A 15,606-nucleotide genomic window follows, 5' to 3' on the forward strand; every position below is an offset into this window, starting at 1 on the left:
CAGTCACCTCACCTGTCAGGCAAAAACCCAACCACCAAACTACAACGCAGCCAGCAACTGCTCCACACGGTTAGTCCGCTCCCACGTAAACGCCTGAACCTCACGACCAAAGTGACCGTAGGCAGCAGTCTGAGCGTAAATCGGACGCAACAAATCAAGTTCTTCAATGATCGCTGCAGGCCTCAAATCGAACACCTTCGTGATCGCCTGATAGATCTTGTCCTCAGCAACAGTGTTCGTCCCAAAGGTCTCCACATACAACCCCACCGGGTGAGCCTTGCCAATGGCATAAGCAACCTGAATCTCACACCGGCGAGCCAACCCAGCAGCAACAACGTTCTTCGCAACCCAACGTGTCGCGTACGCTGCGGACCGGTCCACCTTTGAAGGATCCTTCCCCGAAAAAGCGCCACCACCATGCCGGGCCATCCCACCATAGGTATCGACGATGATTTTGCGCCCCGTAAGACCAGCATCACCCATCGGCCCACCAACAATAAACTTACCCGTTGGGTTCACAATAAGGCGGTAACCCTCAAGGTCCACCCCTAACGTCGCCATCACCGGTTCAATGACGTGTTCACTGACCTGCGCTCGCAGGTCGTCTTGGCTGATGTCGGGTGAGTGTTGGGTGGATAGGACAACGGTGTCGATTTTGACGGGGCGGTCGCCGTCGTATGCAACGGTGACTTGTGTTTTTCCGTCTGGGCGCAGTGCGGGGATGATGCTGTCGTGGCGCACCTGGGCAAGGCGTTCCGCTAGGCGGTGTGATGCGTGAATTGGTAGAGGCATCAGAACGTCAGTTTCGTCTGTTGCGTATCCAAACATGATGCCTTGGTCCCCGGCGCCTTGGCTGTCGAACCGGTCGTGTTCTGTGGTTTGTCCTGCGCGAACTTCTAGCGCTTGGTCGACGCCTTGTGCGATGTCTGGTGACTGTTGACCGATGGAAATCGATACACCACAGGAATCTCCGTCGAATCCGACGGCTGAGGAGGTGTATCCGATTTTTTTGACGACGTCGCGCACGAGGCGTGGAATTTCGACGTAGGCTTCCGTTTCCACTTCTCCTGCGACGTGGACGAGGCCAGTTGTGACCAGTGTTTCAACCGCTACTCGTGCTGCGACATCGTCGGTGAGGATCGCATCAAGAATGGAGTCTGAGATTTGGTCACACACTTTGTCGGGGTGACCTTCAGTCACCGACTCTGAGGTGAAGAGGCGCAAAGAGGTTGTCATGTTTTCAGGGTACTTTCTTGTGGGCATACAGCAGGTCACTGATCACGATTTCGCTGCATGAATCACATCACGGCTGGTCGCGAGTGTTGGGGGAAGCTACGGGGCAGTGAGTTTCACAATGTGGTCAAGGATGACATCGGCAACTTGACGTTTTGTTCCAGTGAATTGCTCAACCTGACCACCATCTGGGCGAACAACGACGATGGTGTTGTCAGGGGTTCCGAAGCCTTTTGTGTCGCTGACTTCGTTAATGACGAGGAGGTCTGCGCCTTTGCGTTGGGCTTTAGCGACTCCGTGTTCGTGCACTGATGCGGTGGTGTCGCCTGTTTCAGCAGCGAATCCAACAATAATTTGCCCGTTGTGAGTGCGGTTGTGGGCGATGTCAGCGAGGATATCTGGGTTTTCGACCAAATCAATGGTGGGGGGGCCATCTGATGTTTTTTTCATTTTGTGTGCGGCCACGGTGGTGGGGCGATAGTCTGCGACTGCTGCGGCCATGATCACGATGTCAGCGTCTGCGGCGAGCTCCTTGACGGCGGCACGCATGTCTAGGGCTGTATTGACCTGGTGAACGGTGACTTCTTGTGGCAGGGGAACTTCTGTGTGGGCAGCAATGAGAGTCACTTTCGCACCGCGTTTGTGGGCTGCTTGGGCGAGGGCGATACCTTGGCGGCCTGAACTGCGATTTCCGATGTAGCGGACCGGATCAATGGGTTCACGGGTGCCACCTGCAGTGATGATCACGTGTTTATCTGTGAGGTCGCGTGTGACGTCAGGTGCAGTGAGGTGTTGTTCTGCGATGTACTGCATGATGTCTGCTGGTTCGGGCATGCGCCCTGGGCCACTATCTGAACCGGTGAGGCGCCCGACGGCTGGTTCCATGACGTGAAGGCCCCGGCTGCGGAGGACCGCAATGTTGTCAACGGTTGCCGGGTTGTTCCACATTTCGGTGTGCATTGCCGGGACAACTACCACGGGGCAGGTTGCGACAAGCAGGGAGGCTGTGAGGAGGTCGTCTGCTCGTCCTGTGGCGATCCGTGAGATTAAATCAGCAGTGGCGGGGGCGATAACGATGAGGTCGGCCTCTTGTCCGAGGCGCACATGGTCGACTTGGTGAACGTTGTCGAAAATATCTGTGGTGACAGGTTGCCCGGAGAGCGCTTCCCATGTGGCTGCACCCACAAAGGACAGGGCTGATGTGGTGGGAATGACTCGAACGTGTGAGCCGCTTTCGGTGAAGAGCCGAAGGAGGTGGGCGGATTTGTAGGCAGCTATTCCGCCGCCAACGCCTAGAACAACACGCATTGTCAGTTCCTCTCGCCGGGGCAGTGGCCCAGTTCATTTCGGCAGGGCAACTGGTTGTTGGGTGAACGGCAAAAACTCCGCTCCACAAGGTGGAGCGGAGTTCACACCACGCTATGGGTCAGGCTTGAGGTTCTTCGAGTGCCTCGTGCGTCAAAAGCCCTTGGTTGATCTCGCGCATCGCGATAGACAGGGGCTTTTCCTGGTTTTTGGTCTCCACTAGTGGACCAACGAATTCCAGCAGGCCCTCGCTGAGCTGCGAGTAGTAGGCGTTGATCTGACGAGCACGCTTGGATGAGTAAATGACCAATGCGTACTTCGAGTCAACTTTTCCCAGGAGGTCATCGATCGGAGGATCGGTGATACCAATGGGCTGTGCAACTGTTCCAGACAAAATAATCTCCGTGGACTGGGGATCTGAGGTACCTTCACACGTATTGTATACGGGTAGCCGTTGTTTCCCCATAGACAGCGGCAACGAGGCGGGTCACACTGACGACCGTGGTTGTCTTATATGTGGCGTGGGGCGGTGTTGTTATGCCCCGCTGACGGGCCGCGGTTCGATGCCCATCAGTTGGGCGATCTCATCAGTTGCTCGGTGGACGTCGTCATTGATAACAACATGGTCAAATTCGCTTTGTGATGCGAGTTCCACGGTTGCTGTTGCCAAGCGGCGTTGTTGTTCTTCAGCTGACTCTGTCCCTCGCCCGGTGAGGCGGCGTACGAGTTCATCCCAACTAGGTGGGGCAAGAAAGATGAACTGGGCGTCGGGCATTGTTGCTTTGACCTGGCGGGCGCCCTGCAGGTCAATTTCAAGCAGAGCAGGAATTCCTTGGTCGAGCATTTTTTCTACCTCGGCGCGTGGCGTGCCGTAACTGTTACGCCCGTGGACCACGGCCCATTCAAGAAGTTCACCGTTGGTGATCATCTCAGCAAAACGGTCGGGGCCGACGAAGTGGTAGTTCACTCCGTCAACTTCCCCGGGGCGTGGATCTCGCGTCGTCACTGACACTGAGAGCCACACCTCCGGGTACCGTTGGCGGATGTCGGCTGACACCGTTCCCTTCCCCACAGCAGTGGGCCCGGCCATCACGGTCAGGCGACGAGGAACAGACAAATGTTGGGGGGAAGATACAGTGGAAATTGTTATCCGAACCTTTCAACCAGCGCTGTCGTCTGGTGCGGGCCTAGACCCCGGACACGACGAGACTCAGCGATACCTACTTCTTCCATGATCGCACGAGCCTTAACTTTACCTACTCCTGGCAGTGCCTCAAGCAACGAGACCACCTTGAGTTTGCCAATGGCATCATCACTGTCGCCTTGCTTGATGACGTCAGAAAGTCGTGACTGCGACGACTTCAAACGAGACTTCACTTCAGCGCGCACACGGCGCGCTTCAGCAGCCTTCTCCAATGCAGCTTGCCGTTGCTCCGGCGTGAGTTCTGGTAGTGGCAACTTCGGTCACCTTCCTCAAACGATTGCGCGTGTATTAGCGAACCTACTGGTGAAGGAAACGCTCGGCAACAGGTGCCGTGCGTGCTCCCCTTAGTGCCAACCGTAGCGCGACAACACGACGTTTCGTCGGATCAAGCAACCGAAACACGAAAAAATCAGCCACTCGTTTTCCCACGTCGGCCCGCCAAAGCATCATCACGCTAGCGCGTGAGTTACCTCTTGTGCGGCAGTTTCAGCTGCATGGCGCAGCGCTATGACGTCGGGGCCAGCAGCCAACACGCCGCGCGACGATGACGCCAAAACGTTGTTACGTACGTCACCAAAAACGGTGTGCAGTTCCGGGCCGCCCGCGCCTTGTGCGCCAACACCAGGAGCTAAAAAGGCTCCATGAACTGCAGAAAGATCGGTTCCCGTCAAGGCTATAGCGTCACCGATAGTGGCTCCAATGACCAATCCCACTGGCCCTAAAGACTGCGGGGAGGAATCCCCACCCAGCGCTTCGGCGTTCACTGCCGCGGCATCACGTGCAATCTGCGCTGCGACACTGACACCAGAGGTAGACACAGCATGTTGAACTGCACTGCCTTCAGGATTTGACGTGAGACACAACACGAAAACGCCACGCCGGTTTTCAGCTGCCTTCTCAAGTGCTGGACGCAACGACCCAAAACCTAAGTATGGGGAGAGTGTCACAGCGTCACCGGCAAGCGAAGACCCCTCAGCCAGGAATGCGTCAGCGTAGCCGGCCATCGTTGATCCTATGTCACCGCGCTTAGCGTCAACAATGCATAACGTGTCAACCCGGTAAGCGCGTTCGATGACATGTTCAAGTGCAGCGAACCCTGCACTGCCATGACGTTCGAATAACGCTGCCTGCGGTTTAATCGCAGCTACTCGCCCACCTACAGCGTCCAACACGATGTCGCAAAACTGTCGTACCCCTGTGGCTGTGTCAGGAAGGCCCCACGCCTGTAACAACCCTGGGTGTGGGTCCAGTCCCACACACAACGGGCCGAAACTGGTCATTGCGGCGCGAAGCCGCTCCCCGAAAGGAGCGGCTTGCGAACGTGTCACGGGTGCGGTTGTCCCGCTCATCGCACCCCACCAATGGTTGAAGCTGCATGCTCCTGGATAGATGTCACCGTGAATGGCCCAGCAATCACCGCTTCAATTGCCTGAACTGCAGCCGAAAGTTGCTGAACAGTAGTGATGATAGGTTTGTCCGCCGCGGTCACTGCCGCACGGATCTCATACCCATCAGCACGGGCCCCTTGACCGGAAGGACTGTTGAACACGATGTCAATGTCCCCGCGAGTAATGAGATCGACAACGGTTGGTTCTCCGTTCTCCCCCGGCCCTTGTGAGTGCTTACGCACCTCAGACGCGGTGATCCCTGCACGCCGCAGAACCTTGGCTGTACCGGAGGTAGCAAGGATCTCAAACCCTAGTTCTGCCATGCGTTTAATGGGAAACACGATCTGACGCTTGTCACGGTCAGCAACAGAGACAAACATGCGCCCTGTGGTCGGTAAACCGCCAAAAGCTGCCGCTTGAGATTTAGCGAATGCTGTCGGGAAGTCCACATCAAACCCCATGACCTCACCGGTGGAGCGCATTTCTGGGCCCAAAACCGTATCTACAGCCAATCCAGCTTCCGTGCGGAACCGTTTAAAGGGCAAAACCGCTTCCTTCACAGCAATCGGTGCATCGATCCCCAGCATCGCGCCATCACCCGTAGCTGGAAGCACACCATTTTCGCGCAATTGCGCGATCGTTTGCCCTGCCATCACCAATGCTGCGGCCTTCGCCAAAGGAACACCGGTTGCTTTAGCAACAAACGGGACTGTACGTGAGGCGCGTGGGTTCGCTTCCAACACATACAACACATCAGAAGCCAACGCGTACTGGACGTTCATCAGACCGTGCACCCCGATCCCCTGCGCCAAGGCACGAGTGGAACGAACAATCCGCTCAATTTCAGCATCAGACAACGACACCGGAGGCAACACGCATGCGGAGTCACCTGAGTGAATACCAGCCTCTTCAATGTGTTCCATGATTCCGCCGACATACATGTCTGTTCCATCAAACAAAACATCAACGTCGATTTCCATCGCATCATCAAGGAACCGGTCAATGAGAATCGGTGCCAACGGCCCACCGGACAGAGCAGCCTCACCCAATGCGCGCTGAACGTAATCGCTCAGTTGTTCTGGGGAGTACACAATTTCCATGCCTCGCCCACCCAACACATACGATGGGCGCACAAGCACAGGGTAACCAATACGCTCAGCAATCGTCTTTGCTTCACCCAACGTTGTAGCCGTGCCATACGCAGGCGCAGGCAAACCCGCCTCGGTAAGGACCCGACCAAACTGGGCACGGTCCTCAGCAGCATCAATAGCCGCAGGAGTTGTCCCCAAAATAGGGATACCAGCCTCATCCAAACGGTCAGCCAACGACAACGGCGTTTGCCCACCCAACTGCACAATCACGCCCTTGACCGGCCCAGCAGCAAGCTCCGCCTCATACACTTCCAACACATCTTCAAAGGTCAGAGGCTCAAAATACAACCGATCCGCCGTGTCATAGTCCGTTGACACTGTCTCAGGGTTGCAGTTCACCATGACCGTCTCATACGTGTCCTTCAACGCCAACGCTGCGTGAACACACGAGTAATCGAACTCAATGCCCTGCCCAATACGGTTAGGCCCTGAACCAAGAATCAGAATCGCTTCGCGTTCTCGGGGTGCAACTTCTGTTTCCTGTTCATAGGTGGAGTAATGGTAAGGAGTCTTAGCATCAAACTCCGCCGCACAAGTATCAACAGTTTTGAAAACAGGGCGCACACCCAAAGCACGACGCACCTCACGAACCGCAGTCTCCGCAGCGATCCGCGACCCCTTAATGTCTTGAAGCGTTGCGATGTGCTGGTCAGACAAACCATTGCGCTTAGCCTCAAGCAACAACTCACGCGTAAGAGCAGGCGCCTGCGCCACCCGCTGCGCAACCTCATTCATCAACTGAATTTGGTCGAGGAACCACGGATCAATTTTCGTAGCATCAAAAACCTGCTCGATGCTCGCCCCACCGCGAAGCGCCTGCTGCACTTGAACCAGACGCCGATCAGTTGGACGTTTAATCTCCGTCAACAGCTGATCAAGCTCATCCCCCGAGGCCGGAACACCATCCCAGTGAAACGAAGCCCCAGCCTTGTCAAGAGAACGAAGCGCCTTACCAAGAGCTTCAGTGAAGTTACGACCCAACGCCATAGCCTCACCCACAGACTTCATCGTCGTTGTCAACGTGTCATCAGCAGCTGGAAACTTCTCAAACGCAAACCGAGGAACCTTCACCACAACATAATCAATCGTCGGCTCAAAAGCCGCCGAGGTTGTGCCGGTAATGTCGTTCGTAATCTCATCCAAGGTGTACCCGATAGCAACCTTCGCTGCGATCTTGGCAATGGGGTACCCCGTCGCCTTCGACGCCAACGCCGAAGACCGCGAAACCCGCGGATTCATCTCAATAACAATGACACGACCAGTTTCTGGATCAACAGCAAACTGGATGTTGCACCCACCAGTATCAACACCAACCTCACGGATCACAGCAATGCTGATATCACGCAAACGCTGATACTCGCGGTCCGTCAACGTCAACGCTGGCGCAACAGTGACCGAATCACCAGTATGCACACCAACAGGGTCCACATTCTCAATCGAACAAATCACCGCGACGTTATCGTTCTTGTCACGCATCAACTCAAGTTCGTACTCTTTCCACCCCAAGATCGACTCCTCAAGGAGCACCTCAGTAGTGGGCGAATAGTGCAAACCCGCCCCAGCAATACGCTCAAGGTCAGCTGGAGTATAAGCAATACCAGAACCAAGCCCACCCATAGTGAACGACGGGCGCACAACAACGGGATAGCCAAGATCCACCGCAGCTTGTTTCGCCTCATCAAGGGAATGCACAATCGCCGACCGTGCAGACTCCCCCCCACACACTTCAACAACTTTCTTAAACTGCTCGCGGTCCTCACCACGCTGAATGGCCTCAATATTGGCACCAATCAGTTCAACACCATACTGCTCAAGGACACCAGCCTCATCCAAAGCAATCGCAGCATTCAACGCAGTTTGCCCACCCAACGTGGGGAGCAACGCATCAGGACGTTCCTTCGCAATAATCGACGTAAGAACATCAGTAGTAATCGGCTCAATGTACGTGGCATCAGCGAACTCAGGATCAGTCATAATCGTTGCCGGATTAGAGTTCACCAAAATCACGCGCAACCCCTCATCGCGCAAGACCCGGCACGCCTGAGTACCCGAATAATCAAACTCACAAGCTTGGCCGATAACAATCGGACCAGAACCGATCACAAGGACAGAAGAGATGTCTGTTCTGCGTGGCATAAGAGGTCAGTTCTCCTTCGTAGCGACGCGTTCCGCGCGGGACAGGCCAGCAGCTGACGGCGCACCAGAGGCCATCAACGTCAAAAATCGATCAAAAAGATACGCAGCATCATGCGGTCCAGCAGCCGCCTCAGGGTGGTACTGCACAGAAAAAGCCGGAATATCACGACACTCCAGCCCCTCAACAACGTTATCGTTCAACCCCACATGAGAAACCACAACTTTGCCGTAACGACCACCATCATGAGGAGCAACAGACTCCTGACCAATCGGAGCATCAACAGCAAACCCATGATTCTGCGACGTAATCTCCACCTTGCCCGTCATCATGTCCTTCACAGGCTGGTTGATACCCCGATGCCCATACCGCAACTTGTACGTCCCAAACCCCAACGCACGACCCAAAATCTGATTCCCAAAACAAATACCAAAATAAGGAATCCCCCGGTCCAACACCTCACGCAACAACGCCACCTCATGAGTAGACGCCTGCGGATCACCAGGACCATTCGAGAAAAACACCCCGTCAGGATTCAACGCAACAACATCATCAATCGTTGCGCTCGCAGGCACCACATGCACCCGGATGCCTCGTTCAGCGAGGCGTTGTGGTGTCATTGATTTAATTCCTAAATCAACTGCCACGACAGTCTTGAGTGGCTCATGGCCAGCGAACTTACCGCATGGTTCAATGACATAAGCGTGCGGCGTCGACACGAGGTGAGCGAGGTTCGCCCCCTTCATTGATGGGGCAGCTTTTACCTGCTCTACCAGCTCCCCCACTCGACGCGGATATCCATTAGCGCTCAGCGCATCGCCAGAGAAAATCCCCGCTCGCATGGTGCCGCGCTCACGCAGGTGTCGGGTTAATGCACGGGTGTCAATGTCACTAATTCCAACAATTCCTTGCGCTACAAGTTCATCATCCAGTGAGCGTTCAGCACGCCAGTTGGACGGTTTACGTGCAGGGTCTCGCACCACAAAACCAGACACCCACATGCGCAACGACTCTGGGTCCTCATCGTTAACCCCAGTATTACCAATGTGCGGTGCAGTCATCACCACGATCTGCTGGTAATACGAGGGGTCAGTCAACGTTTCCTGATATCCCGTCATACCGGTGTTAAACACGACCTCGCCCAGCGTCGTCCCACGGGCACCGTAGGCACGCCCAGAAAACGTGCGCCCATCTTCCAGCACGAGCAATGCTGCACCCTCAAACGTTGGTGCATCAATAACCTTGGAGGTCATAAGGACTCCTTTGCTTGACCCTGCAATGCGGTGATCGCCTCAACTAAGGCAGTGCGATCGTTTTTGTGATCAGTACGAAGACCAGTGTCCAGCGCAGTCATCTCACCGTATTTCGCCTCAATACCCCACGAGATAACAACGATTCCGTCTTTGCCTGTGAATTTCCCGGCGATACCAGGAGCCAGCTGCGCGGACAGCACGCTACTCCTGGGGATGAAGATACTTGCTGCACCAGACCGGTCCAAGAAGATGCCCGACTGGTGGACGCTTACCGCGACACGGGATCTGGTCCCTAAATCTGCAGCATTAACCCGATCTAGCCAGTCACCATGGGTTGTTGAGGACACATAAACACCCTCAATGGGACCAAAAATTGCTGGACCAACCTCATCAGGCACGTTGGGCAACGCAGCCACCAACGGAGCCGTGCGGCGTTGACGCCCACGCCACCCAAGCCACATCAGCACCAACACACCAAGACCAACAACAACCATCACACCTGCAGCCTGTGGTTGAGTCATGACACACCCCCCGCAACAGCCGTCGTTCCACTCACTTGTCGATCTTGCGGAACACCATCAAGCACTGTGGCCCGCCCTCGCAAAAACGTTGCCACAACACGCCCCGGCAACACGTGACCGTCAAATGGACTATTCGCAGACATCGTTGCTTGCGTCTTCGCATCAACTGTCACAGTGCCGTGTGGGTCATACAACACAACATTTGCTGGTTCACCAACCGCCAACGGGCGCCCCTGCGCATAAGGGCCAGAATCAATCCGCGCAATGTGTGCCGGAACCTGTGACATCACTCGAGCAACATCACGCCAAGACATTAAACCCGACAACACCATCGTGGAATGCACAATCGGTAGGGCCGTTTCCAACCCCGTCATACCGAAAGCAGCCGCAGCCCACTCACATTCCTTGTCTTCCACCGGATGAGGAGCGTGATCAGTACCCACTACGTCAATCGTCCCGTCCGCCAACCCTGCGCGTACGGCATCAACATCGGCTTGTGTCCGCAACGGCGGGTTCACTTTAAAAATTGGGTTATATGAACGTGCTTCTTCGTCAGTCAAAGACAAATGATGCGGCGTCACCTCAGCTGTCACGGCGATACCTCGGGACTTCGCCCACCGCACAATTTCCACCGAACCAGCAGTAGAAACATGCAGCACATGAACCCGCGAACCGACATGCTCAGCAAGCAACACATCGCGAGCAATAATCGACTCTTCAGCGACAGCAGGCCACCCAGCCAAACCGATCTCCGCAGAAACAACCCCCTCATTCATCTGGGATTCCTGCGTTAACCGCGGTTCTTGAGCGTGCTGGGCAACAACACCATCAAACGCTTTCACATACTCCAACGCCCGGCGCATCAACACCGGGTCATCTACGCATTTCCCATCATCAGAGAACACGCGCACCTGAGCCGCTGACTGCGCCATCGCACCCAACTCAGCGAGTTGCTTCCCCTCAAGCCCCACCGACACAGCACCAACGGGATGAACATCAACCCATCCCGCCTCCTGACCAATACGCGCCACCTGCTCCACCACACCAGCAGTGTCCTGAACAGGAGTGGTATTCGCCATCGCAAACACCGACGTAAACCCACCTAGTGCAGCAGCGCGCGTCCCTGAACGAATAGTCTCAGCATCTTCACGCCCCGGCTCACGCAAATGCGTATGCAAATCAACCAACCCAGGCAACGCAAGCAATGTGCTCGCATCAATCTCTACCGCCTGCTCACCATCGAGCGAAAAGGGCTTACCTATTTCAGCAATCAGTCCATCACGCAGGAGCAGGTCACAACGCTCCTCGCCATACGGGGCAACATTACGAATGACGTAATGAGTCACAGCACACCAGCTTTCTCAAGACAACGTCGACGAGGAACCAGCAACCTGGTCCGAAGCAAGCAACAAATACAGCACAGCCATCCGTACAGCCACACCATTACCCACCTGCTCAACAATGACCGACCGGTCACTATCAGCAGCTTGAGCAGAAATTTCCAAACCACGATTCATGGGACCAGGGTGCAGCACAATCGCGTGGTCTGGTAACAACCCCAACCGTTGTGCATCAAGCCCATACTGTCGCGAATACTCTGCAGGGCTGGGGAAAAAACCGCCTCCCGATGCGCTCATGCGTTCCCGTTGAACGCGCAGCATCATGACAGCGTCGGGTTGCCACGTGCGCAGAGTCCGAGTGAAGTCGTAACTCACCTCGCAGGGCCAGGTTTCAACCCCAACCGGCACAAGTGTTGGAGGGGCTACAAGTGTCACCTGGGCACCAAGAGTCGCCAAAAGGGCAACATTTGACCGGGCAACTCGCGAGTGGAGGACATCACCAACGATGGCGATGCGCCGCCCCGCCAAATCCGTTCCCAATCCGCTATCAAAAGGAGGCAGAGGCCCACCGCACGCTGGATTCAGCGGATCAGCAAGGTGCCTACGGATCGTGAACGCATCAAGCAACGCTTGAGTGGGATGTTGATGGGTACCGTCACCAGCATTAATCACTGGAACGTCCACCAACCCTGGTTGGGCAAGAAAGTTCGCAGCACCAGAGGCATGGTGTCGAACAACTACCGCATCTGCGCCCATGGCTTTCAACGTCAAGGCGGTGTCTTTCAACGACTCACCTTTAGACACTGAAGAGCCCTTAGCGGAGAAATTGATGACATCCGCTGACAGGCGTTTAGCTGCGGTTTCAAAGGAGATACGCGTCCGTGTTGAATCCTCAAAAAAAAGATTCACAACGGTGCGTCCACGCAACGTGGGCAGCTTCTTCATCTCCCGCTCTTGGGTGGCTGCCATCCTTGCAGTGGTGTCGAGGATAGTGACAGCCTGTTCAAGACTGAGGTCCCGGGTGCTCAAAAGATGTTTCACTGTGCACCACCACTGATATAAACACCATCAAGGCTGTCATGCTCTACGAGCCGGACACTGACTCGCTCAGCAAGCGAGGTTGGCAGGTTTTTCCCCACATAATCAGGGCGAATCGGTAACTGCCGATGCCCCCGGTCAACAAGCGTCGCTAATTGGACTGCTTGGGGGCGGCCTAAATCCTTGACCGCGTCAAGAGCCGCACGAATAGTACGGCCCGAGAACAACACATCATCAACCAACACAACTGTCTTACCATCAATGCCGACAGCTGGCGGTTGAGTGTAGCCGATAGTTCGAGGGGGTTGATGCCGCAAATCATCGCGGTACATCGTCACATCAAGAACACCAAGAATGGCATCAGGGTCACAGGACGGGTCAATAGCAGCAAGCCTCGCGGCAAGCCGTCGAGCTAAAAAGACCCCTCGAGTAGGTATACCTAACACCACAAGATCGGAAACGCCTTTGTTCCGCTCGACGATCTCATAAGAAATTCGGGTCATGGCACGCGCAATATCGGCTTCACCAAGAACCTCAACACCATGCGGTGTTGAATCTGGCACACCGTGCGCGCTGGAACTGGAAGTCATCCAGCACCTCCTTCTCCGCCTCTCTGGACGGCACTTAAAGGACTGCGTTGTACAAACAACACTACCGGCTGGAACGGTTAGACACCCAACTGATCAGGAACGCGTAACCCCGTCAACCGCTAAACGTGGCGTACCTGTCATCCACAACGCGTTACGCAGTGTGAGGTGAACCGCCATCAAGAATTTGATCACGAACAACGCGGCGCAATACCTTACCGATCTGTGAACGTGGAAGCTCAGAAACAATCACCACGTCCTTGGGCAAGGCGTAACGCGCCACCCGCTCCTCACACCACTGACGCACCCGCGCAAGTTCAACCGACGCAACATCCTGGGCAAGCACGACAGCCGCAACCACCTTCTCCCCCATGTCTCCGCCGGGGACACCAACCACAGCAACATCGTCAACTTCTGGCATCTCACGGATGCACTCTTCCACCTGGCTTGGGAACACCTTGAACCCACCAGTAATGATCATTTCTTTAATACGATCAACAACCACACAGGACCCAGACTCATCCATCGTCACAATGTCACCCGTACGAATCCACCGAGTACCATCAATATCCACCAGAACCTGCTCAGTCTCCTCTGGCTTATTCCAATACCCAGAGAACACTTGAGGCCCAGAAATCAGCAACTCACCACGCTCACCTTGAGCAACCGGAGTAACACCATCTTCCTGGTCCACAATGAGCACATCCGTAGAAGGGAACGGTAGTCCCAGGTGACCTGGCATTCGCTTATCGTTGAGAGGATTACCAAGCGCCACAGGGGACGTCTCTGTCATCCCATAACCTTCGATCGCCAATCCACCCGTCGCCTTCTCCCACGCCGCAGCAGTTTCTTTACCCATCGGCATTGCCCCACAAATGGCATATCGGAACGACGTCAGATCGACACTCTTCTTCTCGGCAGCCGTCACAACCCGACCCAACATCGGTGGCACTGCAGGCAAGAATGTTCCAGGAATACGCTTTTGTGCAGCAAGGAACGTTTCAACATCAAACTTGGGGAACAGGACAAGAGTTGCCCCAATCCTCAGCGAATACGTCAAACACAACGTCAGCCCAAAAGCATGGAAAAACGGTAAAATTCCATACACCACCTCAGTGCCAGGACGGTCGTCCGCACCCGTCCACACCGCACCTTGAACGGTGTTGGCAACAAGATTACGATGCGTCAGCATCGCACCCTTGGGTGTCCCCGTGGTACCACCGGTGTATTGCAACACGGCCAAGTCATCACCCAATGGACGCGCACGCGAAGGATCTATCGGTGTCGCACCTTCCAACAACTGATCAAAACGCTTCGCGTACGCAGGAGGCTGAGCCGTCAACTGCGCTTTCGTTTCCCGCGCTTTGGCGATAGGAAGTTGCAACAAAAGCCGCTTACTTAAGGGAAGGTCACGGGACACATCGACACTTATGAGTTCAGTAACACCGGTATTCTCAATCCCCTCGCCCAGCTCAACCGCTGTGCGCTCCCAGAAAATAGCAACAGAAGAACCAGAATCGTTGAGTTGGTGAATGAGTTCAGCTTTTGTGTAAAGCGGGTTGTGCTCCACAACTACAGCGCCGATGCGTAATACCGCGTAGAAAACAACAACGTGTGAAATGCAGTTAGGCAGCGCGATCGCAACACGATCACCGGTTTTCACTCCGCGTTCCACCAACATGCCCGCTGCACGATCAATGTTTTGTTGCAACTGGGCGTAGGTTACCCCTCGCCCCATGAAATCTACGGCGATGCGATCCGGGAATCGTTCCGCAGACGCGGCGAGAGCGGCCGTGACATCACTGTCAGGTACCTCGATCTCAGCAGGGACGGATGGGCTGTAGCTGTCATGCCAGATGCGTGTAAAGGTCACACGACCATCGTAACCTACGGCTGCGTAACCTACGAGGGCGTAAGTACTCTTGCCGTAAAAAACATGGGGTGGGTATGTACGCATGTGTGCGTACATACCCACCCCATGAGGCGCATATTTCAGAACTCATTGACGGACAACCTGTTGCCGTTGATGAGTTCCTTAATCAGTGATGCTTGGTTTGACGTCGAGGACGCGCGCAAGCAATCCGTTCACAAAAGACGGTGAATCGTCGGTAGAGAGTTCGCGTGCCAACTCCACTGACTCATCAATCGCCACGACGTCTGGTACCTCGTCATTGTAAAGAAGCTCCCATGTCCCCATACGCAGAATCGCTCGGTCGACCGCTGGCATACGCCGAATAGTCCACCCATGCGAGTAGGTTTCGAGGATTTCATCAATCCTCTCGTGGTGGTCCACAACGCCATGAACAATATCCACAGCGTACTGCGGCAGCGCCGATTGCACCCCTGGGTCGGCGAGACGCACGGACAAAAGCTCAACGACTGGCATGTTGCGTTGTTCGGCTTCGTACAGGACGTTCAGTGCGCGTTTACGCGCTTTAGTTCTCGCTGACAC

Annotated in this window: 14 protein-coding genes; all 14 read right to left on the reverse strand. The window is 55.2% G+C overall.

Annotated features, from left to right (window positions below):
• Positions 1 to 39: 39 nt before the first annotated feature.
• Positions 40 to 1,236: a methionine adenosyltransferase gene (gene metK / locus G538_RS0113445; RefSeq protein WP_029069703.1), complete on the reverse strand. Its 1,197-nt coding sequence runs from the start codon at positions 1,234 to 1,236 to the stop codon at positions 40 to 42.
• Positions 1,237 to 1,332: 96 nt separating this feature from the next.
• Positions 1,333 to 2,541 carry a bifunctional phosphopantothenoylcysteine decarboxylase/phosphopantothenate--cysteine ligase CoaBC gene (gene coaBC / locus G538_RS0113450; RefSeq protein WP_029069704.1) on the reverse strand — a complete coding sequence of 403 codons (1,209 nt, stop codon included), beginning with the start codon at positions 2,539 to 2,541 and terminating at the stop codon, positions 1,333 to 1,335.
• Positions 2,542 to 2,659: 118 nt separating this feature from the next.
• On the reverse strand, positions 2,660 to 2,932 hold the full coding sequence (rpoZ, locus tag G538_RS0113455; RefSeq protein WP_029069705.1) for a DNA-directed RNA polymerase subunit omega: 273 nt from the start codon (positions 2,930 to 2,932) through the stop codon (positions 2,660 to 2,662).
• A gap of 141 nt (positions 2,933 to 3,073) precedes the next feature.
• Positions 3,074 to 3,655, reverse strand: coding sequence for a guanylate kinase (gene gmk / locus G538_RS0113460; RefSeq protein WP_029069706.1), 582 nt, complete (start codon positions 3,653 to 3,655; stop codon positions 3,074 to 3,076).
• A gap of 29 nt (positions 3,656 to 3,684) precedes the next feature.
• Positions 3,685 to 3,996, reverse strand: coding sequence for an integration host factor, actinobacterial type (gene mihF, locus G538_RS0113465; RefSeq protein WP_029069707.1), 312 nt, complete (start codon positions 3,994 to 3,996; stop codon positions 3,685 to 3,687).
• A gap of 195 nt (positions 3,997 to 4,191) precedes the next feature.
• Entirely contained in the window at positions 4,192 to 5,091 is a 900-nt protein-coding gene (gene pyrF, locus G538_RS0113470; protein WP_029069708.1) for an orotidine-5'-phosphate decarboxylase, read from the reverse strand.
• Positions 5,088 to 8,417, reverse strand: a complete 3,330-nt coding sequence (gene carB / locus G538_RS0113475; protein ID WP_029069709.1) for a carbamoyl-phosphate synthase large subunit — start codon at positions 8,415 to 8,417, stop codon at positions 5,088 to 5,090. Before carB ends, pyrF begins: the two co-directional genes overlap by 4 nt.
• Positions 8,418 to 8,423: 6 nt before the next feature.
• Complete coding sequence (gene carA / locus G538_RS0113480; RefSeq protein WP_029069710.1) at positions 8,424 to 9,668, reverse strand: glutamine-hydrolyzing carbamoyl-phosphate synthase small subunit; 1,245 nt, start codon at positions 9,666 to 9,668, stop codon at positions 8,424 to 8,426.
• Positions 9,665 to 10,189 (reverse strand): PH-like domain-containing protein, encoded by a 525-nt coding sequence (locus G538_RS0113485; RefSeq protein ID WP_029069711.1) that lies wholly within the window; start codon positions 10,187 to 10,189, stop codon positions 9,665 to 9,667. Before G538_RS0113485 ends, carA begins: the two co-directional genes overlap by 4 nt.
• Entirely contained in the window at positions 10,186 to 11,535 is a 1,350-nt protein-coding gene (locus tag G538_RS17005) for a dihydroorotase (protein ID WP_051197242.1), read from the reverse strand. Before G538_RS17005 ends, G538_RS0113485 begins: the two co-directional genes overlap by 4 nt.
• 15 nt (positions 11,536 to 11,550) lie before the next feature.
• Positions 11,551 to 12,570: an aspartate carbamoyltransferase catalytic subunit gene (locus tag G538_RS0113495; protein WP_029069712.1), complete on the reverse strand. Its 1,020-nt coding sequence runs from the start codon at positions 12,568 to 12,570 to the stop codon at positions 11,551 to 11,553.
• Complete coding sequence (pyrR, locus tag G538_RS0113500; RefSeq protein ID WP_029069713.1) at positions 12,567 to 13,157, reverse strand: bifunctional pyr operon transcriptional regulator/uracil phosphoribosyltransferase PyrR; 591 nt, start codon at positions 13,155 to 13,157, stop codon at positions 12,567 to 12,569. Before pyrR ends, G538_RS0113495 begins: the two co-directional genes overlap by 4 nt.
• Positions 13,158 to 13,308: 151 nt before the next feature.
• Complete coding sequence (locus tag G538_RS0113505; protein WP_035834493.1) at positions 13,309 to 15,027, reverse strand: AMP-binding protein; 1,719 nt, start codon at positions 15,025 to 15,027, stop codon at positions 13,309 to 13,311.
• A 162-nt stretch (positions 15,028 to 15,189) separates the two neighbouring features.
• Positions 15,190 to 15,606, reverse strand: a complete 417-nt coding sequence (gene nusB / locus G538_RS0113510; protein WP_029069715.1) for a transcription antitermination factor NusB — start codon at positions 15,604 to 15,606, stop codon at positions 15,190 to 15,192.

Origin of the sequence: Jonesia quinghaiensis DSM 15701 (genome assembly GCF_000423205.1) — a bacterium.
Lineage (GTDB): Bacteria > Actinomycetota > Actinomycetes > Actinomycetales > Cellulomonadaceae > Jonesia > Jonesia quinghaiensis.